At 62.6% G+C, this 21,654-nt stretch carries 19 protein-coding genes; all 19 read right to left on the reverse strand.

Annotation, left to right across the window (positions count from 1 at the left end):
• Positions 1 to 159: 159 nt before the first annotated feature.
• The gene (locus tag AC1RDS_RS05620; protein ID WP_492226731.1) at positions 160 to 417 is read right to left on the reverse strand and encodes a DUF2274 domain-containing protein; all 258 of its coding nucleotides are present in this window, start codon (positions 415 to 417) and stop codon (positions 160 to 162) included.
• On the reverse strand, positions 414 to 1,676 hold the full coding sequence (locus AC1RDS_RS05625) for a TraB/TrbI/VirB10 family type IV secretion system protein (protein WP_296337116.1): 1,263 nt from the start codon (positions 1,674 to 1,676) through the stop codon (positions 414 to 416). Before AC1RDS_RS05625 ends, AC1RDS_RS05620 begins: the two co-directional genes overlap by 4 nt.
• A 2-nt stretch (positions 1,677 to 1,678) precedes the next feature.
• Complete coding sequence (gene trbG / locus AC1RDS_RS05630; protein WP_296337114.1) at positions 1,679 to 2,680, reverse strand: P-type conjugative transfer protein TrbG; 1,002 nt, start codon at positions 2,678 to 2,680, stop codon at positions 1,679 to 1,681.
• Positions 2,677 to 3,381, reverse strand: coding sequence for a conjugal transfer protein TrbF (trbF, locus tag AC1RDS_RS05635; protein WP_060986208.1), 705 nt, complete (start codon positions 3,379 to 3,381; stop codon positions 2,677 to 2,679). The genes trbG and trbF overlap by 4 nt, the downstream gene beginning before the upstream one ends.
• Positions 3,382 to 3,392: 11 nt before the next feature.
• Positions 3,393 to 4,760 carry a P-type conjugative transfer protein TrbL gene (gene trbL, locus AC1RDS_RS05640; protein WP_060986209.1) on the reverse strand — a complete coding sequence of 456 codons (1,368 nt, stop codon included), beginning with the start codon at positions 4,758 to 4,760 and terminating at the stop codon, positions 3,393 to 3,395.
• 12 nt (positions 4,761 to 4,772) lie between these two features.
• Positions 4,773 to 5,501, reverse strand: coding sequence for a P-type conjugative transfer protein TrbJ (gene trbJ, locus AC1RDS_RS05645; protein WP_060986210.1), 729 nt, complete (start codon positions 5,499 to 5,501; stop codon positions 4,773 to 4,775).
• Positions 5,498 to 7,936, reverse strand: a complete 2,439-nt coding sequence (trbE, locus tag AC1RDS_RS05650; protein WP_060986211.1) for a conjugal transfer protein TrbE — start codon at positions 7,934 to 7,936, stop codon at positions 5,498 to 5,500. The genes trbJ and trbE overlap by 4 nt, the downstream gene beginning before the upstream one ends.
• Before the next feature lie 12 nt (positions 7,937 to 7,948).
• Positions 7,949 to 8,245, reverse strand: coding sequence for a VirB3 family type IV secretion system protein (locus tag AC1RDS_RS05655; protein ID WP_492226732.1), 297 nt, complete (start codon positions 8,243 to 8,245; stop codon positions 7,949 to 7,951).
• Positions 8,242 to 8,637 (reverse strand): TrbC/VirB2 family type IV secretion system protein, encoded by a 396-nt coding sequence (locus AC1RDS_RS05660; RefSeq protein ID WP_060986213.1) that lies wholly within the window; start codon positions 8,635 to 8,637, stop codon positions 8,242 to 8,244. The genes AC1RDS_RS05655 and AC1RDS_RS05660 overlap by 4 nt, the downstream gene beginning before the upstream one ends.
• Positions 8,634 to 9,668, reverse strand: coding sequence for a P-type conjugative transfer ATPase TrbB (gene trbB / locus AC1RDS_RS05665; protein ID WP_060986214.1), 1,035 nt, complete (start codon positions 9,666 to 9,668; stop codon positions 8,634 to 8,636). The genes AC1RDS_RS05660 and trbB overlap by 4 nt, the downstream gene beginning before the upstream one ends.
• Positions 9,665 to 10,120, reverse strand: coding sequence for a CopG family transcriptional regulator (locus AC1RDS_RS05670; RefSeq protein ID WP_060986215.1), 456 nt, complete (start codon positions 10,118 to 10,120; stop codon positions 9,665 to 9,667). The genes trbB and AC1RDS_RS05670 overlap by 4 nt, the downstream gene beginning before the upstream one ends.
• Complete coding sequence (locus AC1RDS_RS05675) at positions 10,117 to 12,123, reverse strand: conjugal transfer protein TraG (RefSeq protein ID WP_060986216.1); 2,007 nt, start codon at positions 12,121 to 12,123, stop codon at positions 10,117 to 10,119. The genes AC1RDS_RS05670 and AC1RDS_RS05675 overlap by 4 nt, the downstream gene beginning before the upstream one ends.
• Before the next feature lie 217 nt (positions 12,124 to 12,340).
• Entirely contained in the window at positions 12,341 to 12,574 is a 234-nt protein-coding gene (locus AC1RDS_RS05680; protein WP_060986217.1) for an EexN family lipoprotein, read from the reverse strand.
• 26 nt (positions 12,575 to 12,600) lie between these two features.
• The gene (locus AC1RDS_RS05685) at positions 12,601 to 13,515 is read right to left on the reverse strand and encodes a LysR family transcriptional regulator (RefSeq protein ID WP_060986218.1); all 915 of its coding nucleotides are present in this window, start codon (positions 13,513 to 13,515) and stop codon (positions 12,601 to 12,603) included.
• Positions 13,516 to 13,847: 332 nt separating this feature from the next.
• On the reverse strand, positions 13,848 to 14,615 hold the full coding sequence (locus tag AC1RDS_RS05690) for a glucose 1-dehydrogenase (RefSeq protein ID WP_060986219.1): 768 nt from the start codon (positions 14,613 to 14,615) through the stop codon (positions 13,848 to 13,850).
• A 540-nt stretch (positions 14,616 to 15,155) separates the two neighbouring features.
• Positions 15,156 to 17,882, reverse strand: coding sequence for a winged helix-turn-helix domain-containing protein (locus tag AC1RDS_RS05695; protein WP_492226733.1), 2,727 nt, complete (start codon positions 17,880 to 17,882; stop codon positions 15,156 to 15,158).
• Between the two features lie 83 nt (positions 17,883 to 17,965).
• Positions 17,966 to 18,733 (reverse strand): SDR family NAD(P)-dependent oxidoreductase, encoded by a 768-nt coding sequence (locus AC1RDS_RS05700; protein WP_060986221.1) that lies wholly within the window; start codon positions 18,731 to 18,733, stop codon positions 17,966 to 17,968.
• 52 nt (positions 18,734 to 18,785) lie between these two features.
• Positions 18,786 to 19,631: a hypothetical protein gene (locus AC1RDS_RS05705; RefSeq protein WP_492226734.1), complete on the reverse strand. Its 846-nt coding sequence runs from the start codon at positions 19,629 to 19,631 to the stop codon at positions 18,786 to 18,788.
• Positions 19,628 to 21,652: an acetoacetate--CoA ligase gene (locus tag AC1RDS_RS05710; RefSeq protein WP_296336755.1), complete on the reverse strand. Its 2,025-nt coding sequence runs from the start codon at positions 21,650 to 21,652 to the stop codon at positions 19,628 to 19,630. Before AC1RDS_RS05710 ends, AC1RDS_RS05705 begins: the two co-directional genes overlap by 4 nt.
• Between the last annotated feature and the right edge of the window lie 2 nt (positions 21,653 to 21,654).

A 21,654-nucleotide genomic window follows, 5' to 3' on the forward strand; every position in this document is an offset into this window, starting at 1 on the left:
TGGTTTGTTGTGCGTTGGTTAGGTTACGGTGCTTGTTGTTAGTGGGAATTTCACCCAGCAATCGGACGGTTCGCTCTGTCTTCTGGATCTGTTGATACGTCAGGCTGATTGAACTATCGGTCTTCTCGCTCCAATGCTTCCTCGTTGTGATTGGTGCCCTCAGTTTATCGCGAGAACACTTCGGCTACTAGATTGCTTGCCCTGTCCTCTTTTCTTGAATCCCCGATCTCCAGCCATAAACGCTTCCAGCATGTGCGGGATCAGCGTCGCCGCATCGACCGCCTCACCATAGGTCTGCGCGTGCAGCGCGGCATAGCGATCGAGTTCAGCCTTCAAGCTTGTCGGGCAAGAGAACGTTACCTTCGTGCTCTCAGCCTTGGGTAGCGGCCCTATCCGCAGCTTCCTGGCCCCGTTCATTTCGCAACTCCACGGTTGAAGAACATCGGTTGATAGGGACGCAGCACCAAGTCCCGGTTCACGATAACCCGCACCGGCAGCCCAGGCCGCGCCGTCAGCGTCGGCTGGATGTTCATGTTGCGCCGGGTCATCTCCTGCCCGATCTGGTTCACGCTGTCCTGCACGCTGTCGCGCCCGGCAATGACGATACGGTTCCCATCCTGCAGGTTCTCGGGCGCTGCCAGTTCGGCACCCACGCCCAGCAGCGTGGTCAGCGCCGCGCCGGCCAGGATGCGCCCCCAATGCCGGTCCACGCCATCTTCCAGCCCGGCATAGCCCGCTGGATCGGTGCCCACGAGGTTGTCCAGCGTCAGCGACGAGGTATCAGGCAGGATGACCCGGTTCCACACCATCTGCACCCGGCTCTGCCCGTAGCTCACCTGGCTGTTGTACTTGCCCAGGATGCGCGAGCCCTGCGGGATCAGCAGGAATTTGCCCGTGGCCGAGTCATAGACCGGCTCTGTAACCGTGGCGATCACATCGCCCAGCAGATCGGACTTGATGCCCGTCACCAGCGCCGCGGCAATCACCGTCCCTGCCATGACCTGGTAAGGGGACGCCGGCAATTGCAGGCTGCCGGAATTGCGGGTTTCCGCAGTTCCGGCTTTCTGGAATCCCTCTTTCTGGTCCTGCCGGTTTTGCAAAGCCGTTGGATCGAAAGGCTGGGCCGCTGTCGAGGCAGGCCCCGCCGCGAGCGGGTCCAAACCCGCCAAGTCAGCTGCCAGGGTGCTCGGGGCAGCGGCACCCTGCCCTGCCAGCGCGGCAGCGGAACGCTGGCTGGCCGAGCGAAAGAACACCGATGAAGCCGCTGCCGCCTCCGCTTCCTTGCGCAGTGCATCCTCGGGAACGTGTCCAGGTGGCCCATACACTGGCTGCTGCGACTTCACGATGGCCGGCCCCAGATCGCCCGGCAGCGGTGGCCCCAGTTCAGGCACCTTCCGCAACTTCGAGTAATCGGATGGGAGCTGGTCCAGGCCTTCCGACTTCGACACCCGGTCCACGTTGTACAGTTCGTACTGCTCGCCGCCGCCGCGCCGATGGGGCTGCAGCGACCAGATCATGGCACCGAGCACGGCGACCGACAGACCGCCGGTCAGCATGACCAGCATGCGCCGGTTCAGGCGCGTCACCGGGCGGGGCTGGGTGCGCAGCGCTACGGCTTCAGGTGCAACCTTGCCCGCCTGCGGCGGGGCGAGATCGGGTGTGTCGTCCTGGCTCATGCTCAGCCTCCTCGCTTGCCATCCGTGCGCTCGATCCGCACCACCTCACCTTTGTCCCCGCCCAGGCGCAGCTCTGCCGAGCCAAACAGCCGGTCCACGATGTAGTACGGTGCGCGAAACCGGTAGTTCACCAGTTGCCCATCCCCCTGCGCGCCGATCACGAACAACGGGGGTAGCTCACTCTGGGCGATGCCCTGCGGGAACTGGATGTAGACCTTCTCGCCGTCGTCGAACGCCCGCAGCGGCTTCCACGGCGGATTGCTACCGCTGACCGCGTAGCGGAAACGGATCTTTTCCAGCGAGAGGCCAGCATCGACCGGTGCGGCGGCGCTCGCCGCCTGCGCTTGGCGCTGCAAGGCCAACATCCGGTCCTTGGGGTACTCCCAGGACACCGACGCCATCCACGTCTTCTCGGTCGAGGTCAGTTCCAGCAGGTAGGTGCGCCGGCTGGTGGTGATGACCAGATTGGTCTTCAGGCCCGAGCGGATCGGCTTGACCATCACGTTGACGCGCAACGCATCACCGCTGCCGCTGGAGGTGTCCCCAACGATCCAGCGCACCGTGTCACCGGCCGCCACCGTCACCAGTTCCTCACCGGGTTGTAGCGAAACCACCGTCACGCGGCCGACGGCCGCATAGACCTGGTACAGCGCGCCATCGATGAAGGGCCACACCTGGATCGCGTTGACGTAGCCCTCGCGCGTGGGAGCGACACGGGCCTCGGCATTGGCGCGAGATACGCGCAACTTTTCGTCGGCAGGCTCCGGCGCAGGCTTGGCTTCTTCGCCTTCGGGCAGCGGCTTCAGCTGCGACGGCAACGCGAGCGGCTGGGGCACCGTGACCACCTCCACCGGCTTGGGTGGCTCCGGCAGCGGCTGGGCCTGCACCGGCTCGTCAAGCGAGATGACTGGCGGCGGCTTGACCTGCGAAGCGCAGCCTGCAAACAGGACGGTGGATGCCAGCAATATCACCTGCAAAGCGGATTTACGCAAAAGATCATTCATGGTTTTGCTCCTTCGTTTCCTTCCAGTTCGCGGCTCCACGAGAGCCCGTTGACGTAGATGCCCAGGGGGTTCTTGCGCAGCCGCTGCTCGGTGCGAGGGGGCTGCTGCACGATGGAGATCACCGCGTTCCAGCGCTCGGTGCGATCCAGCGCACCGTTCACAAAGCGGGTCTCCGTCCAGCGCACGTTGAATGACTGGTCGCTGGCGCGGGTCACGCTGGTGATCTGCACCGTCACCGACTCCTTGCCGATGCGCGCGAACGGATCGCTCACGCGGGCGTACTCGTTGAGCGCCACGGCACCCTTGTCCGTGGTGTAGTTGTAGGCATCGAGCCAGTTCTGCCGCACGACGATGGGGTCGATGGACAACGAGCGCACCAACCCGATGAAGCGGCCCAGGTGGTAAGCCACCTGGGCATCGCTGGGCCGGTATGGCGTGGCGGCCTCGCCGACCGCGCGCACCTGGCCCGCGTTGTCCACCTCCACCACGTAGGGCGTGACTATGGACTGCGCCGAGCGCCAGACCAGGCCACCGGCCATCAGCATGGCCAGCGTGAGGCAGCCAAAGGCCATGAAACGCCAGTTCCTGGCCTGCACACGGGCCGAGCCGATACGCTCGTCCCAAACCTGGCCTGAGGCTTGGTACGGAGTGGCAGGCTGCGGTGTGTCGGCGTAGCGCACCTGCGGTCGTTTGAATCGCATGGGAGTTCTCCTTATGAATCGGAATCGCGAAGGCTTGGGCCCTGACTGGAGCTGCCGCCGTCGCCGCCGCGCAGCGTGTGGGCGGCGGTGGTCGCGGCATGGGTGAGCTGCTGCCTGCGATGCAGGCGCTTGGCCCAGGCGGGCTGTTCGGTGGATGGGGGCGGTGCGGCGGCTTCGCTGCTGCTCTGCGTCCTGGCAGCTGCCTCCGATGTCGGTCCGACGTCATCGGGTCGGAAGGCGGCGGCGACGCGCTCCTTCATCGAGCGCGCCCCCTCGGCCACCTTCTGTCCGGCGGCCTGCGCGCCGGTCTTGGCGACGTTGCCCACGCCGGCAGCGGCACCCCTGAGGCCGCCACCGGCCGAGGCGGAACCAGCCTGGTACGCCGACCTGGCGCTGCTGGCAGTCGATGCCATCGAGCGGGCACCATCTCCGGCCATCCTGGCGGCGGCGGGCGCCATGCGAGCCCCAGCCGCCACGGCGCTGCCAACGCCAGAGACCGCTGCACCGACCGCTACGGCGGCACCGGCCGCCCCAACGGCAGCACCGGCCATCGCGCCCGCGCCGAGCTGCGGGCCACCCGATACCAAGCCCGTCGCAATGCCCGGCCCGAAGATGCCCAGGGCCAGCAGTGACAGCGAGGCCAGCATGATGACCAGCGCCTGGTCGATGGACGGCTCGGAACCGGGCGGTATCCTGAATTCGGCGAACAGCCCCGAGCCGATACCCACGATGACGGCGAGCACCAGCACCTTGATGCCCGAGGACACCACGTTGCCCAGCACCTTCTCGGCCATAAACGCTGTCTTGTTCCAGAGGGCAAACGGCACCAGCACGAAGCCCGCCAGCGTGGTCAGTTTGAACTCGATCAGCGTGACGAAGAGCTGCACCGCCAGCACGAAGAAGCTAACGATAACCACCAGCCACGCGAGGAACAGCACGACGATGGGCGCGATGTGGATGAACACCTCGGGGAAGCCCGCCATCTCCCTGATCTGGTCGAGGATCGGCGCCGCTGTGTCGATGCCGGCCTTGGCCAAGCGACCTGGTTGCAAGAAGTTGCCCATGCTCAAGGTCGAGCCGCTGGCTGTCAGGCCAAGACCCGCGAAGGAGTGGAACAGGACACCGGCCAGCATGTTGAAGTTGCCGATGATGTAGGCGAAGGCACCGACGTACAGCACCTTGCGGATCAGCTTGGCAATCACGTCCTCGCCCTGGCTGGTGGCATGGCCCATCGCCCAGAACAGCCCGGCGAGCGTCATGTCAATGACGATCAGCGTGGCCGTGAGGAATGCCACCTCGCCGTGTAGCAGGCCGAAGCCCGAGTCGATGTAGCGTGAGAAAACGTCGAGGAAACGGTCGATGACCGATACGTCGTTCATGGCCCAGCCCCGTCAACGACTGTAGAAATCGACGGACTGCGGCGTGTACGGCGTGCCTTCACCCAGGAAGCGCCGGTTCACCTCGCGGCCACGCTCCACGGCAGCGGCCTGCCGCGCCAGTTCCAGCGACGCGGCGCGATCCTGGGTGATGCTCAGGCGCTGCGTCTGGATGGACTGCTTGGCTTGCAGGGCCAGCAACTGGTTCATGGCCTGCATCGCCTGCAAGGCCCCAACTGCCGATTGGCTCTTGCCCACGAGGTCGGCCAGCACGCCCTCGTCGTCCTTGAGGTTCTGCGACGCCTGGGCCTGCATCTGCATGGTGGTCTGCAGGCCGGTCAGCGTGTTCTTCCAGCGTTCCTGCGCGTCGCGGTACATCTGGTCTCCGCTGACAGTGGCGGCGTATTGCTCCGGGTACAGGCGCTGGAACTCCCGATCCAGATTCGTCACGTCGTAGGCCAGGCCCTTGGCCTGCGCGATCAGCCGCTGGGTGGTCGCCAGGTTGGCGCGCAACTGACCCACCACGCTGGACGGCAGGCTGGCGAGGTTGCGCGCCTGGTTGATGAGCATCTGCGCTTCGTTCTGGAGCTGCTTGATCTGGTTGTTGATCTGCTCCAGCGTGCGGATCGCGGTCAGCGTGTTCTGCACGAGGTTCGTGGGGTCGATCACGACCCATTGCGCCTGCACGGCGGTGGCGGTGCAAAGCATGGCCGCGACGGCGGCGGCGAGAAGACGCTTTTTCATGATGGGTTCTCCTGGAGATGGGTGGACGGGAACGAGGACAGCAGTTCGGCGGCCCAATGCAGGCCGCGATGGCGCAGCCACGCGGCTACGAACGGGGTGGAAGCGGATGAAGCGCCAGCGAGCACCGCGTCGATGTCGCGCTGGTCTTGCGGCGTGGACGTGCCCGCAAAGGCCAGCGTCGCGGCGCCCAGGTCGAGGTCGAACAGGCGGTTGCCGAGACGAGACTGGTAGTAGTAGTCGCGCTTGGGCTGCGCGGTCGCCACGATCTCGATCTGGCGCGAGTTCAGCCCGAAGCCTTCGTAGATAACCCTGATCTGCGGCTCGGTCGCCTGTGGGTTGGGCAGGAAGATGCGGCTCGCGCAGCTCTCGATGATTGCGGGCGCGATGCTCGAATCCTTGATGTCCGCCAGGCTCTGCGTGGCGAAGATGACGCTCACGTTCTTCTTGCGCAGCGTCTTGAGCCATTGGCGGATGCGCGCCGCAAACACCGGGTCATCGAGGAACAGCCACGCTTCATCGAGGATCAGCAGCGTGGGCGCACCGTCGAAGCGTTCATCGAAGCGCGCAAAGAGGTAATGCAGCACGGCCATGACGGCGGCCTTGCTGTGCATCAGTTCCTCCATCTCGAAGCACTGCACGGAGCCGGCGCCCAGGCGATCCGAATCCGCATCCAGCAGCTTGCCGTGGGCGCCGCCCAGCACGTACGGCGCGAGCGCCTGGCGCAGCGCATTCGATTGCAGCAGCACCGACAGGCCGGTCATCGTGCGCTGCTCCACCGGCGCACCGGCGAGACTGCCGAGCGCCGACCAGATGGCGGCCTTCTCTTCGGGGCCGACGGCTACACCCTCATGCCGCAAGCGCCCTTCGATCCATTCGGCGGCCCAGGTGCGGTAGCCCTCGCGGTCGATGCGGGCCAGAGGCTGAAACGCGATCTCGCCATCCATCCCGAGGTCGTAGTGCTCGCCACCCAGCCCGAGGATGGTGGCGCGCATCGAGCGTCCCATGTCGAAGGCAAAGATGCGCGAGCCGCGATAGCGCCGAAACTGCATCGCCAATGTGGCGAGCAGCACCGACTTGCCCATGCCAGTAGGACCAGCCACCAGCGTGTGGCCCACGTCGCCGATGTGCGTCACCAGCCGGAACGGCGTCGCGCCCTCGGTGCGCGTCACGATCAAGGGTGGCCCGTCGAGGTGCGCGTTCTTCTCCGGCCCGGCCCAGACGGCGGACACCGGCATCAGGTGCGCCAGGTTCAGCGTGGAGACGATGGGTTGGCGCACGTTCGCGTAGGCGTGGCCCGGAATAGACGATAGCCACGCATCCACCGCGTTGAGCGTTTCGGGGATGGTGACGAAGCCACGCCCCTGGATGACGCGCTCCACCCTGCGCAGCTTCTCGTCGGCCACGGCGGCATCCGCATCCATGACGGTGACAGTCGCCGTCAGGTAGCCGAAGGCCACTTGATCGCTGCCCAGCTCCTGCAAGGCGGCATCGGCATCGGTGGCCTTGTTGCTGGCGTCGGTATCGACCAGCGGGCTTTCTTGCTGGAAGATCGTCTCGCGCAGCAGCGCGATGACGTTCTTGCGCTTGGCGAACCACTGACGGCGCAGGCGGGTGAGTTCCTTTTCTGCATCGGCTTTGTCCATGCAAAGGAACCTGGTTGACCAGCGATAGCCAAAGCCGAGGCGGTTGAGGTCGTCCAGAATCCCCGGCCAGGTCGAGGTGGGGAAGCCCCGCACCGTCGCCACGCGCAGGTGCTGGTCGCCCAGCATCGGCGCCAGGCCTCCGATCAGTGGCGCGTCGGCCAGAAGCGCGTCCAGGTGGAACGGCACCTCGGGCATGCCCACGCGGTAGCGCCGCGTGGAGATGGTCGAGTGCAGATAGGTCAGCATCTGGCTGTCATCCAGCCACACGATTTCCGGCATCACGCCGTCGAGCAGGTCGAAAATGCGATCCGTCTCCGCGACGAAGGCCGTCAGGCGCTCACGCCAGTCCACTCCCTCGGTCGGACGGTTCTCGTACAGCATTCCGGCCGCACGGGCGCGGGCTTCCTCTGGCGGCAGGTACACCAATGTCAGGTGGTAGCCGCTCTCGAAGTGGTTGCCCGAGTCCTCAAATGCGGCGCGGCGTTCTTCATCGACCAGCCAGGACAAGGGCTCCGGGAAGTCCGAGTGTGGGTAGCCGGCAGCAGCTCGCCGTTCGGCCTCGATGAACAGCGCCCAGCCCGAACCGAGCCGGCGCAGCGCGTTGTTCAGCCTCGCCGACGTGGAAATCAGTTCGCCCTGCGTCGCGCTGTCGAGGTCTGGCCCCCGAAAGCGCGCAGTGCGCTGGAACGAGCCATCCTTGTTCAGCACGACGCCCGGCGCGATCAGCCCGGCCCAGGGCAGCCAGTCGGCCAGCAGCGCGGGCCGCTGGCGGTATTCGGCAAGGTTCAGCATGGCGGCATCCCCCTACACGTCCAGCAGCGGCCGGTGCTTGATGTGGCGCGCGAAGACCTGCATGAACTGCGGATCGACACGCGCGCCCCAGACCGCCAGCACATGGCCAGCGATCCAGAGCACCACGCCCGGAATCCACAGTTGCAAGCCCAAGCCCACGGCGGCAGCCAGCGTGCCGTTGGCAATCGCCACGGTGCGCGGCGCACCGCCCATCAGGATCGGATCGGTCAGCGAGCGGTGCAGCGGAATCTCGAGACCAGGGGCGAAGCCCGAAGCGAAACCCTGCACGCCATCGTGGGCCGCGCTCATACGACGGCTCCGCCCGAGAAGCTGAAGAACGACAGGAAGAACGAGGACGCGGCAAACGCGATCGACAGACCGAAGACGATCTGGATCAGCTTGCGGAAGCCACCCGAGGTATCGCCGAAGGCCAGCGCCAGGCCTGTGGCGATGATGATGATGACCGCGATGATCCGGGCCACCGGCCCCTGGATGGATTCGAGAATGGATTGCAGCGGCCCTTCCCAGGGCATCGAGGAACCCGCGGCCTGGGCGGTGCCCGCAAGCAGCAGCATGAAGGCCGCGAGCATCAAGCCTTGCAGGGCCGGGCGAGCCAGACCCTCCAGTCGCGCAAGGTTGGAGCGGCGAGCAGCCGAGAGAGGTGGATTTACAGAAATACGGAAAGCATCAACGTGCGTCATGGCAGTTCTCCAGAGTGGTTAGGGGACAGAGAGGAAAGGTCGGACTGCGGCAGCAGCTTCGGGAATGGAGCCTCCAGCGCATCCGCCAGTTGGTAGCCCACGCCATCGAAGCCGACGACGCGGGCGATGCTCTCGATGCGGCGCTTTCGTCCGCGCCCGGCGATGTGGATGACCACATTGACCGCTTCCGCGATCAGCGCACGGGGCGGGTTCACCGCCACTTCGAGAATCAGTTGCTCCAGGCGCAGCAGCGCGCCCAGTGCGGAGCCGGCATGGATCGTGGCGATGCCGCCCGGATGGCCAGTGCCCCACACCTTGATGAGATCCAGCGCCTCGGCGCCGCGCACCTCGCCGACGACCACGCGATCCGGGCGCAGGCGCATGGACGAACGCACCAGCTCGGTCATCGACACCACGCCCTGGCGCGTGCGCAGCGGTACGTGATCGCGGGCCGCGCACTGCAGCTCCACCGTGTCTTCGAGCACCAGCACGCGGTCGCCAGTGGCGGCAATCTCCGCCAACAGCGCATTGGCCAAGGTGGTCTTGCCGGTGCTCGTCCCACCGGCGATCAGGATGTTCTGGCGCTCGCGCACGGCGCGCACCAGCAAGCCTGTCTGCGCGGCGGTCATCATCCCGTCCTCGATATAGCGCGACAGCGGGATCACGCCGACAGCACGCTTGCGCAAGGCGAAGGCCGGCCCCGGTGCGGCGGGCGGCAGGATGCCCTCGAAGCGTTCGCCCGTCTCGGGCAGCTCTGCCGTCAAGAGCGGCTGGCCGCGATGCACCTCGGCCCCGACGTGGGCGGCAACGAGGCGGATGATGCGTTCGCCATCGGCCTCGGACAGCTCCACGCCCATCGGCGCGCGGCCTGTGGACAGGCGATCCACCCAGAGCGTGCGGTCGGGGTTGAGCATGACTTCCACCACGTCCGGGTCTTCGAGCGCGGCGGCGATCAGCGGCCCCATCGCGGTGCGCAGCATCTGGATGCGGCGATCCAGCGAAACGGCGGTGAAGGAAGGAACGGCGCTCATAAGGCACGCTCCTGTGCTTCGGCTGTGTTCGCCATCCGCATCGGATCGGGATTCAGCTCGTCCACCACGTCGCGCACCAGGCTGCGCCCGCGCAGCAGGTGGCGGCCCAACTGCTCCACGAAATGCTCGAAGCGCGCCCTGCCCTGTGCGCGGGCGGCGTCCTGATGGGCCTCGGGCACCGGCGTGCTGACCGTCAGGAAGTAGCGGATGAACAGTGCCAGCGTCTCGATCTGGATGTTCTGGTCGCGCTCCAGGCGCTCGGCATGGCGCGACAGGCGATCCAGCCGCTTGGCAATCGCCGCCTCGCGCTGGTCGGCCGCATCGGGCGACAGCCAGGAGGCCAGGGCCGCCGCGACGATGCTGGACTTGGACACGCCCTTCTTGGCGGCCAGTTCATCGAGCCGCTTGCTGTGCTCCGGCTGGATGAACACATTGAGGCGGTGTTGGGTCATAGGTCGATTCCGTCATCAGGGTCGAGGGAAGCCAGGCGGGCCGTGCGCTGCAGGGCCGGATCGAGCTGGCGAGGAAGGGGAAGCGGCAGGTCGTCGTCATCGAGCAGCCCGAGATCGGCTGTGGGCATGGCCTGCTCGGGGTCATAGGCGATGGCGTCGGAAAGTTCGGGCTGGTGGCGTGGGCCGCCGTCGTCGGCCGAATCGAGGTTCTCCAGGCCATCGGCGGTGTCTATGGCCTGAGTTGCTTGAACAGCAGGAATCGGTAGCCCGCTCCAGTCGTCTGGGCGTGAGGGGGGGACGTCGGCATAGCGCCCGGCCGCAAACACGGGCGGCGGCAGCACGCGCCGCTTGAAATTGCTGTCCGCGTAATAGCGCAGCTTCTTCGCCTTGATCGGTGCCAAGCTGGACACCATCACCACGGCTTCATCGGGCGGAAGCTGCATGACCTCGCCCGGCGTCAACAGTGGGCGGGCCGTCTCCTGCCGCGACACCATCAGGTGTCCCAGCCACGGCGCGAGCCGGTGGCCCGCATAGTTGCGTTGCGCACGCAGCTCGGTTGCGGTGCCCAGCGTTTCGGAAATCCGCTTGGCCGTGCGCTCGTCGTTGGTGGCGAACGTCACGCGCACATGGCAGTTGTCTAGGATCGAATGGTTCTGGCCGTAGGCCTTGTCGATCTGATTCAGGCTCTGCGCGATGAGGAAGCTGCGGATGCCATAGCCCGCCATGAAGGCCAAGGCCGTCTCGAAGAAATCCAGGCGCCCGAGCGCGGGGAATTCATCGAGCATCAACAGCAGCTTGTGACGGCGCTCAATGCCGTCGGAGCCATCGAGCGATTCCGTGAGCCGCCGCCCGATCTGGTTGAGGATCAGGCGGATCAATGGCTTCGTCCGCGAAATGTCCGAAGGCGGAACAACGAGGTACAGCGACACTGGATGTTCGGCCGCGATCAGATCGGCGATGCGCCAGTCGCAGCGCGACGTGACTTCGGCCACCGTGGGATCGCGGTAAAGGCCGAGGAACGACATGGCCGTGGACAGCACGCCCGAGCGTTCGTTGTCGCTCTTGTTGAGCACTTCGCGCGCCGCCGAAGCGACAACGGGATGCGGCCCTTCGCCAAGATGCGGCGTGGTCATCATCCGGTGCAAGGTCAGCTCGAAGGGGCACGCCGGGTCGCTGAGGAAGTTGGCGACACCGCGCAGCGTCTTGTCCTCGCCCGCATAGAGCACATGCAGGATCGCGCCCACCAGCAGCGCGTGCGAAGTCTTCTCCCAGTGGTTGCGCCGCTCCAGCGCCCCTTCGGGATCGACCAGGATGTCCGCGATATTCTGCACATCGCGCACCTCGTGCGCGCCGCGCCGCACCTCCAGCAGCGGGTTGTAGGCGGCCGACCTCGCATCAGTCGGGTTGAACAGCAGGCAATGCGAGAAACGCGAGCGCCAGCCGGCGGTGATTTGCCAGTTCTCGCCCTTGATGTCATGGATGACGGCCGAGGCCGGCCAGGACAGCAGGGTCGGCACCACCAAGCCGACGCCCTTGCCCGAGCGCGTAGGCGCGAAGGTCAGGACGTGCTCCGGGCCTTCGTGCCGCAGGTACTGCTGGCGATGCTGGCCGAGGAACACGCCCGCAGGCTGGTCAAGGCCCGCTTTGCGAATGTCCTCCGCATTGGCCCAGCGCGCCGTGCCGTAGGTCGTGACCAGCTTGGACTGGCGCGAGCGCCAGATCGACATGCCGATGGCGACCACCACCGCGATCAGGCCGCTGCCTGCGGCAATGGCACCGCCCACGTCGAAGACATGCGGCGCGTAGGCGTCGAAGAAGAACCACCACTCGAACAGGCGCCAGGGGTGATAGACCGGCGTGCCGAGGAAGTCGAACAAGGGCGATCCCAGGCGTAGCTGGTAGCCCAGCGCCGCTGCTGTCCATTGCGTGGCGCTCCATACGCCAGCGATCACGATGCCAAAGACAACGGCAATCTGACCGAACAGCACGTTCGTTCCTTGCATTCGCCAACCTCCCATCACTGCACAAGAACGTGCCGTAGTGCCGAGGATCAAGGCGAGCGTGCAGGCCGGTCAAAGACCGTTATGGCGGGGATTCAGGCCCAAAAAGCCAGACTTATTGCTGCGGCGAAGACAATAAAAACGCCGCATGCGCGAGCGCGCTGCGGCGTGATGAGGTAACAGCGAGAACTTCGTCGCGGCGAGGCGACGGCAAGGGGCGCTATTTGGATTTCTGCTCCGGCCGATCGCCGAAGAAGCGGCGATTCGCGGCCTCGGCGGCACGACGGCAGAGTTCTTCGCCAGCCTTCGCGCGGTCTTCCTTGCACAGGCGCTGGACTTCCTTGAGGCGCTCGGGGTGGGCCACGAGGAAGTCCACGGTTTCTGAAGGCTGGGTTGGACCGCATGCTGCCAGCGCGGTGGCTACCAACATCACCAGCAGCATCCACTTATTCATGGTTCGAGTCCTTTCCAAGCGTAGATTCAAGCGCCACTGATCACATTACTGCCGTCATCACAGCCAAGGGTTACAACCCGCTCGACAAACCGGGCCAGCTCTTCGGACGGTTCTGCGTCACGGCGCAGCAGGTAGGTCGTGAGCATGGGCGGTTTGCCCTCCAGGGGCCGGCCCACGACGCCCGGTTCCCGGCTAGCGGCGATGTGCGCCGCGCCCGCCAGGCCCAAGGCCAGCCCGGCGGACACCAAGGTCATCATCACGTCGAAGGTTGCCACGCGCTGCGCTATCAGCGGCTCCTGATCCTGCTGGCGCAGAAAGCGGTCTACCTGGCGCGCATGGCCTTCGCACACTATAGGATCGCTCAGCACCAGCGCATGGCGCAGCACTTCGTTCAGCGGAATGCGTTTGTAGGCGAGCAAGGGATGACGATCCGGTACAGCCACTATCAGTTCATCCTTCCAGGCGGGTATGGCCACGATGCCATCGCCCACGTCGTCGGCCATCGAAAAGCCAGCGTCGTACAGGTCATCGTGCAGACCCTTGATCTGCTGGGCCAGCGGCGCCTCGCACAACCGCACCTCGATCTCAGGACTCTCCACACGATAGCGGGCCAACAGGGAAGGAAGGCGTGAGGGCGTGATCCCGTCAGACAATGCAATGCGCAACTGCCCATGAAAGCCGTTGGCCGCAGATCTGACACTATCGCGGGCTTGCTCCACAGCCGTGAAGATGCGCGGCACATGCTCCAAGAGCATCCTACCTGCGCGAGTCAGCTGTGTGCTGCGGGTAGTGCGAATGAAAAGCCGAGCGCCGAGTTCTTCCTCCAACTCTTTGATCGTGCGTGAGAGCGGCGACTGGTCGATATGCAGTCGGCCGGCTGCACGCGCGAAATGCAATTCTTCGGCCACAGCAAGGAAGCATCGAAAATGCCTCAACTCCATACGAATTTTTAGTCATCCTTCAATGCATATATCACGAGAAAATTGATATAGCTTATTTGCGAACCGCACTGGGAGAAACAAACTCCATCGCTACACGAAATAAAGAAAATCAGGTCCTTATGAGTCCATCCCTTCGTCCATAACGTTGCGCCAACTAGTCGCTTCGGGATTCAAGAAAATAGTACAGGCGGTCTTGGCTGCATCCGTCCCTCCTGTCGAGAATTCTTGCAGGCCCGCGCTTTGCCCGAAAAATATAAAATTTTTCCACCACGCTGCTCAGTCTAGCCTAGCTCGAGTTGAGACCGGCAGCATGGCATCAAGCAAAAAAATGCTTACTGCGCGGTGTACCCACCGTCGATGACAAGTTCGCTACCCGTCACGAAAGAGGATTCATCCGAGGCAAGATAGAGCACGCCGTACGCAATGTCGTCAGGCTGGCCCAGATGCCCGACTGGATGCATCTTCGCGACGGCTTGCCGTCCTGCATCTACATCGCCTAGGTCGGTCAAAAAACCTTCAACCATCGGGGTCCAGATGTAACCTGGGTGAATCGTGTTTACTCGGATGCGATAGCCGGCTTGAGCGCAATGAAGCGCGGCCGATTTGGAGAAAATTCGCACCCCACCTTTACTGGCGTTGTAGGCGGCAATTTTAGGGTCAGCGATGATTCCCTCGATCGAGGATATATTGATGATTGAACCAACACCATTCTTCATGGCTCGAATTGCATGCTTCGTGCCGAGGAATACGCCATCCAGATTGACGGCCATCGTACGTCGCCAACCCTCGAGGGTTTCATCCTCGGCGCTGTTAGGAACCGCGATGCCGGCATTGTTGACGACGATCTGCAAGCCACCGTACTGCGCGACGCTGCGCTCGATGATGTGCATCCATGATGACTCGTCCGTCACATCGTGACGCAGAAAGATTGCATCGCCGCCTGCGTCCTTTACAGCCCGCACCACGCCATTGCCTTCTACTTCGTCGAGGTCTGTCACCACCACCTGTGCACCCTCGCGGGCCAACATTAAAGCTGCCGCACGCCCTATGCCTTTGGCGCCACCGGTGATCAGCGCGACTTTCCCTTGCACTCGTCCCATGTTTTCTGTCTCCTATACATCGTTACTTGCTGAGATTGAGATCCAAGCACAGCTCAAGCGCTAGCTTGGCATTTGATCTTGAGCGCATTCCAAGAAATGAACCCTACCCTTGTGGGTGGACTTTGTTGCGCCATGATCCGAGAGGAACGGCAAATGCAGACCAGCCAGCAGATCCCGGTATTGGAGATTTCACTGCCTCTGCGTTTGTGGCAGCCGTCGGCGACTCCAGCGCGAATGCAAGGTCGCTTCCTGGGTCGGCTGGGCTCACGGCAGTTGACGCCGGCGGCAAGAGGCGGAAATTGGCGATCGCAAGATCTCCAGGCATGGCCATGCATGTTTTCGAGTCCGCTGGATCGAGCGGCTGCTGCAGCGACGCTATTGCGACGGCGTCGTGGCGGCCTTGGCCAAAAAGACGGTCCTTACCGAATGGTCTGTCACGATCATAGGCAAGGCCTTCGAAGGTAAGCGGTGGAATCCGCTGAAAGCTCTGAGCACCTGATCTGCAGGCACATCACAGATTCTTCCTCATCACTTCAGAACTCAGTCCAAACGCATCTGCTTTGCAATTTTGATCGCTTGAATGCGACTGCTTACCGCGAGTTTTGCATAGATGTTCTTGATGTGATACTTCACGCCGTCCTTGGATAAATGCATCTGCTTTGCGATATCCTCATTCGAGGCATAGCCAGTCAACAAAGTCAAGATCTTGGTCTCCTTCTTCGTGAAAGGCTCCAGTGGCTGGAAGGCTTCGCTGCTTGCAGAAGAAAATGATGAAATCGAGTGAGAGTCGCCCTTGACCTCAATATTCATCAACTCATAGAGCGCCAGCAAGAATTTCCCTGGACGGTTTTCTTTTGCCTCTGGCCTTTCGCCATGTTCCTGTCTAAGAGCATGGGCTGCAAGGAGCGGCTTTATGATGGGCCCTTCATCGGCAAAGGTGCGGATGAAGCCACCTGGAGAAGCCAATCGCAGCGCCTCACTCAATTGGGACACGGCGTGCTGCTCCGAACCATCCAGCCAATGGGCAATAGCCGCCAGAATATGGAGCTTAATCTCACGCCGTACCCAACCCTTCTGACTCGCTTCTTGGAGCAGAAACGATATCGCTTGAATCGAATGAATCCGCTGGCCGCCGTGCACTGCCAACCTGATGCGGCCGATAGCGCTGCCATCGGTCTCCTCGGAGAAGCGAATCCAACCGGCAGACACATCTGCCTCGTGATCCTCCCGCTCCACAATGGTGAGTGCGCGATCCAACTCGCCCAGAACGATTTCCCTTCTCACTCGCTCCCACGCCAGTAGCGTTGAGGCGCGTGGCCAACGGCTGGCAAAGCAGATGCTGTCGGCTTCATCCAGAAGTTCCAGCGCTTTGCTGGGCCTGCCCCGTGCGTCGTGAATTCTCGCCATCGAAACATAGGCAACGACCAAATAGTCATGCAATGCGGCATTGGCGATGGTGTCACGAAAGCGGACAAATCGCGCCTCTGCCGCGTCGAGATCGTTCGCTTCGTAAAGCGCCAGAATGTGCGCAGACACCAATGACGCTTGCGAGACGGACTCGTCCGCGTACATTCGAGGATCCGCCATGGCTATGCTCAACTGGGTGGCAGCTTCTTGAAGCTGACCCTGGGCCAGGTGGGCCAGAGATGATTTCGCGATCGAATAGGCCCACGCAAAGCTTGTTCCGGAAGGTGCACTCATCTCCCGAGCGCGCTTGAAGTTCTCGTATGCCGACCCGAAATCCCCGGCCGCGAATGCCGCATAACCCCGCGCATTGGACACTGCGCTGAGCTCAAAAATCCTGAAGGGCCGAGGGTCAGGCTCCTCAGTGTCAATGGACTCGACGGTCTTGGCCGCGCGCGGCAGGTCATCCTCCAAGATCGCCACCATGGCCAATACGACATCCGGGTCAGCCATGCTGTCCGAAGTGGGGGCAGGCAATGCACGCTGTCGCTGCATCATGGAGAGCAGCGGCTTCATCTTCTGGTGATTGCGAAGAAAAACCTGAGACCACACGATCTTCACGGCCAGGCCCGGTCGCTGCTCCAGTTCTTTGAGCGGAATGCGATCGGCCCAGCGCTCCACCGTCTCTAGATGCGCATCGGGTATCAGCCGATCCGACCAGATTTCGAGAACGTCAGCGGCGTCGGAATGGTCGCCAGCCTCTGAATAGTGCGAGAGCGCTTCTTCCAGGTAGCCTCTGTCCCGAAACCAGCACGCGGCAACCCGCCGAATGCGCGAAGCGGATCCCGGGTCACCCAATCGCAATTGCTCCACCAGGAATGCCCTGAACAGCGCGTGATATACGAACCATTCACCGTCCGCACTCAGCCGCCTCATGAACAAGCCCGCCTTCTCGACTTGCGTCAGCACGGTAAGCGAATCGCTGCGTTCAAGAACGGCATCACAAAGTTCCGCTGACATCCGAGACAGAGGAGCGGATTTCAGAAGAAAGTCCCGCCACTCTTCCGGCAGAGAACTGAGCACATTCTCGGACAAGTATTCCGCCAACTCCCTGGGCCGGTACTCGCCGATCCGTTGCAGAGACTGCCGTATCGCCGGGTTGCCCAGAGCCAATCGGTAGAGCTGAAGTGCGGCGGGCCATCCTTCCGTCTGCCGATGGATGACGCCGATCTCTTGATCACTGAGACGGACATTGCCGTTAGCGAAGAAGGAACCGGCCTCTTCTCGCGAAAAACTCAGGTCATCCGTTCGCAATACGAGCGCTTGATCATTTACCACAAGCCGAGGAATTCCGATGTCCGGCGGCGTCCTGGATGCGATGACAAACTGGACTCCATCAGGCGCGTTTCCCAGAACCTCCCGGATCACGTTCAGTGTCGATCGGGTGCCGACCGCATGAAGATCGTCCAGGAAGATGCGTACCGGCTTGCCGATCTCCAGGAGCTGAGCGACCAGCCAGTCGGATCGGAATTCATCAGCACCCATCGCCGGCTCGCAGTGCACCGGTCCACTTCTCCTGCGCATGTCGGACACCATGGCCCGCAGGTGGGCGTAGAAACGCTGAACGTCGTTGTCCGACTCGTCGATCGAAATCCAGCCCGTGGCGTACCCTTGCGATTCGTAGCCGGCCTGAAGTTGCTGCAACAACGTGGTCTTGCCGTGGCCCGCTGGAGCCTGCAGGAGAATCACCCGCGCATCACCTTCATCCAGAATTCTCGCCAGCAGAGCATCTCTGCTGATCGCATGTCGGTACCCACGCGGGGCCGCAAGCTTGTGCTCATAGCCAAGGCGTTCGTCTTGCACTTGGGCACTTGTGTTCGGCTTGCGTGGATTCCTTGCCATGCCATTGCTCTCCAGTTCCATCCGAGGGCCCAAATCGCGAGTGCTCAGCCTGCCGACATTCCTCCATCCACACTGTAGCGTCCGCCTGTGCAGAACCGACTCTCGTCACTCGCCAGGAAAAGAGCGGTCTGAGCGACTTCAGTGGGCGTACCGTAGCGTCCCGCCGGAATCGATGCCTCGAACTGCTTTTTGACCGCGCTGCCCTGGCCGGGTGCGGCACCTTCCTCGATTGAGCGCATCATTCTGGTTTCGATAGGTGACGGGTGGATCGTGTTGACACGCACACCGGAGTTTCCGATCTCAAGCACTGCAGAGCGCATCATTCCAACAAGAGCGTGCTTGCTTGTGACATAAGCCGACAACCCGGCAAATCCCTTGAGGCCACCAATCGACGAGGTAATGATGATGCTGCCACCACCTTGCTTCTGCATCACTGGAATCGTGTACTTGAGGCCGAGAAAAACGCCCATCACATTGACGTCGATAACGCGCTGGAACTCCGAGGGTTCGTAGTCGACCAGCGGAACAATGCGTCCTTCCGTTCCCGCGTTGGCGAACAGGACATCCAGCCGTCCATATCGTTGCACGGCAGTCTCCACCGCCTGTTTCATCTGCCCCCCATCCGACACGTCGGTCACGATATAGCTTGAAATCTCGGTTCCGATCTCCTGCACCACAGACTGCAGCGCGGGCTCTTGCAAATCGGCGAGCACGACACGCGCACCTTCTGCGGCGAAGAGACGCGCGGTTTCGGCGCCGATTCCACCGCCGCCGCCCGTGATCAACACGACCTTTCCGTCCAAACGCTTCATGTCCAATATCTCCTGTATTCGAATGATGAAAAATCGCTACCAGCGTTGAGCCCTACTGCCGAAGGCTGGACAACCGCTGGAGCACCGTTTCTGGCGTCCCATGCGCCGGGATTCGGGCATAGAGCCGTTCTCCAAGAGCATTTTTCTGCACAGAGCCCTCCGTCCAGAAAGACTCAGGGACGAGAACCAAGCCACGCCCGCCTGGCGTGGAAGCACGCGTTACAGCAAATGTCATGTCAGGGGGCATCGCATCCCCCGTGCCGTCTGCGGCGAGCAGTCCGGCATCCCACCGATAGTGACCGCAGACGTTGAAGATCGGTTGATAGAGTTCAAGACGAGATTCAATTCTGGTCACCGCACCGGTCATGCCAGTTAGCAGAAGAACGTCAAGCCCGGATTGGCCGAATATCCGCAAGAAATCGGCGATATGGACGGCTGCAGCATCCACTGCATCGTCGTCGATCTCTGTCGAAGCGCCGTCACCAGAGGCATCTTCATAGGCCTCTGCGATCCAGGCCTCGGGCACCGGGCAGGTCAGTGCCAGTATGGTTCCACCGAAACTCGCACGCAATCCGCTCAGGAGCTCGATCAGATACTCCCGCAGCGCGGCATCGCCCAGCAAGGCCTTGAGCGGGTACCCCACCTTCCTGCGTGCCGCCATCGACTGCCGTAGGTTGGCATGTGCCGATATCCAGGCTCGCGTCAGTTCGTTTACTGGCAACGTAACGACATCGGAATGGAGCAGACCCTGCGCCTTGCGCAGCCACGCAATGCAATCCGCCACATGAAGCCAAGGCGGTGCGCCTGCGGCGAGCAGGTCTGCGGCATAGTCCACATAGTCCAACCAGAGGATGGGGTGGCCCGCCGGTTGGGTCAGTTTTTTCTCATGATTCGTCATGGGGCTTCTCCCGCAGCACGGATTCCAACTGGGTCGAGCGTTCTGGCGTACCCCGCATACCATTCGATGGCCGAGGGATTCCTCAAGGCATCGCGACTGACAACCTTCTCCAAGGCGCCCCCTGTCAATAATTTGCGAACAGGAATTTCTGTCTTCTTGCCAGTGAGCGTATAGGGCACATCGGGAACTTGCAGTATCTGGTCTGGTACATGCCTCGGGCTGCAGTCCTTTCGCAGCTTCGTGACAATGCGCTTCCGCATCTCCTCGTCGAGTACGAAGCCCGGTTTGAGCTTCACGAACAAGGGCATGTAGAACCCCCCGTCATGCTGCTCGCAACATACGACAAGGCTGTCCGCGACACCCTCCACCTGTTCGACTGCGCGGTAGATCTCTGCAGTGCCGATTCGCACCCCATGGCGATTCAACGTGGAATCCGAGCGTCCGTAGATACAGCATCCGCCACGCGCGTTGATCTTGATGTAGTCACCGTGGCGCCAGACACCCGGGAAATTCGAGAAATAGGCGTCGTGATAACGTGCGCCATCTGCATCTCCCCAGAACCGCAGGGGCATGGATGGAAAGGGCGATGCCACCACCAGTTCGCCCACCTCATCCACGAGATCCTTGCGCACACCGTCGTCCGACCACACCTGCACGTCCATCCCCAGGGAACGGGCCTGCATCTCGCCAGCATGAACAGGCAGGGTAGGCACGCCACCCACGAAGGCTCCGCAGGCCTCGGTGCCACCCGAGAGCGACAGCACCCAAAGGTCGCGTTTGATGGCGCGATAGCACCATTCGTACGTTTCGGGCGTGGCTGGAGCGCCGCTCACGCTCACGACTTGCAAATGGGAGAGATCGTGGCGATCCTTCGGGACTATCCCGCCTTTCTCCATCATCTGTACGTAACTCGGGCTCGCTCCAAAAAAAGTCACGCCGGTCTGCGCCGCAATCTCCCACAAAGTGTCGGCCTTCGGATGCACGGGACTGCCGTCATACAACACGACGCTCGCGCCCGTGAGCAGCGAGGACAGCAGCACGTTCCACATGATCCAGCCCGTGGTGGTGTAGAAGAACATCACCGAACCAGGGCCAAGGTTCATGTGCAGGTGCATCATTTTGAGGTATTCGAGCAATGCCCCCTGATGACCGTGGACGATGGCTTTCGGCAAGCCTGTCGTGCCGCTGGAGAAGACGACCCAGAGTGGATGATCGGTCGGAACGCGCGTATAGCTGAACTGCTCGCGCGACACGTCTTCGCCCGACAACGCTTCTTCCCAGATGCACACGCCGGGCAGATCCGGGAGTGGTCCATCAGACTCGATGTTGCGCAGCCAGATAACCTGCTCCAGGGATGGCAACGCCTGCGCAATGGTGCGTACCTCTTCTCTCCGCCCGAAATCCTTGCCCGCGAAGCGATAGCCATCAGCGGCAAACATTAGCCGGGGCTCGATCTGAGAAAAGCGCTCGATGACCGTGCTGGAGCCAAACTCCGGTGCAGCCGAAGACCAGACCGCGCCGATTGCGATCGTCGCGAGCATCGCAATGGCCGTCTCTGGAACGGCGGGCATGTAGGAGACGATCCGATCACCTGGCTGGATGCCCGATTGCCGCAGGCGTGTCGCAAGGCGACGAACCTGTCCGCCGAGCTGGCGCCAGGTCAGATGCCCCGGCGCCCGTGCCTCTGCGTGATGATGGATGGCGATCTGCGAAGAGTCGCCGGAGCCTTCATGCCGCAGCACGTGTTCCGCGAAATTGATCCGCGTCCCATCGAACCACCGAGCGCCTGGCATCACCCGATGATCCAGAACCGTCTCATACGGCGTGTCGGAGATCACGTTGAAATAGTCCCAGATGGCCGACCAAAAACCCTCCAAGTCGGTCACCGACCAGCGTCGCAACTCCTCATAGTCTGCAAAGGACAGACCTCTCGTCTCATTGAGCCAGCGTTCAAATCTGGTCAAGGGTGCGGAATCGATGCATTCCTTCGTTGGCTCCCACAACAGATCTCCCTCGCTCACGA

The organism is Acidovorax sp. GW823-FHT02H02, assembly GCF_058797075.1.

Bases quoted from the DNA above. Each gene is read 5' to 3' on its own strand.
- AC1RDS_RS05620 (WP_492226731.1), bottom strand. From the start codon at position 417: ATGAACGGGGCCAGGAAGCTGCGGATAGGGCCGCTACCCAAGGCTGAG.
- AC1RDS_RS05625 (WP_296337116.1), bottom strand. From the start codon at position 1,676: ATGAGCCAGGACGACACACCCGATCTCGCCCCGCCGCAGGCGGGCAAG.
- trbG (WP_296337114.1), bottom strand. From the start codon at position 2,680: ATGAATGATCTTTTGCGTAAATCCGCTTTGCAGGTGATATTGCTGGCA.
- trbF (WP_060986208.1), bottom strand. From the start codon at position 3,381: ATGCGATTCAAACGACCGCAGGTGCGCTACGCCGACACACCGCAGCCT.
- trbL (WP_060986209.1), bottom strand. From the start codon at position 4,760: ATGAACGACGTATCGGTCATCGACCGTTTCCTCGACGTTTTCTCACGC.
- trbJ (WP_060986210.1), bottom strand. From the start codon at position 5,501: ATGAAAAAGCGTCTTCTCGCCGCCGCCGTCGCGGCCATGCTTTGCACC.
- trbE (WP_060986211.1), bottom strand. From the start codon at position 7,936: ATGCTGAACCTTGCCGAATACCGCCAGCGGCCCGCGCTGCTGGCCGAC.
- AC1RDS_RS05655 (WP_492226732.1), bottom strand. From the start codon at position 8,245: ATGAGCGCGGCCCACGATGGCGTGCAGGGTTTCGCTTCGGGCTTCGCC.
- AC1RDS_RS05660 (WP_060986213.1), bottom strand. From the start codon at position 8,637: ATGACGCACGTTGATGCTTTCCGTATTTCTGTAAATCCACCTCTCTCG.
- trbB (WP_060986214.1), bottom strand. From the start codon at position 9,668: ATGAGCGCCGTTCCTTCCTTCACCGCCGTTTCGCTGGATCGCCGCATC.
- AC1RDS_RS05670 (WP_060986215.1), bottom strand. From the start codon at position 10,120: ATGACCCAACACCGCCTCAATGTGTTCATCCAGCCGGAGCACAGCAAG.
- AC1RDS_RS05675 (WP_060986216.1), bottom strand. From the start codon at position 12,123: ATGCAAGGAACGAACGTGCTGTTCGGTCAGATTGCCGTTGTCTTTGGC.
- AC1RDS_RS05680 (WP_060986217.1), bottom strand. From the start codon at position 12,574: ATGAATAAGTGGATGCTGCTGGTGATGTTGGTAGCCACCGCGCTGGCA.
- AC1RDS_RS05685 (WP_060986218.1), bottom strand. From the start codon at position 13,515: ATGGAGTTGAGGCATTTTCGATGCTTCCTTGCTGTGGCCGAAGAATTG.
- AC1RDS_RS05690 (WP_060986219.1), bottom strand. From the start codon at position 14,615: ATGGGACGAGTGCAAGGGAAAGTCGCGCTGATCACCGGTGGCGCCAAA.
- AC1RDS_RS05700 (WP_060986221.1), bottom strand. From the start codon at position 18,733: ATGAAGCGTTTGGACGGAAAGGTCGTGTTGATCACGGGCGGCGGCGGT.
- AC1RDS_RS05705 (WP_492226734.1), bottom strand. From the start codon at position 19,631: ATGACGAATCATGAGAAAAAACTGACCCAACCGGCGGGCCACCCCATC.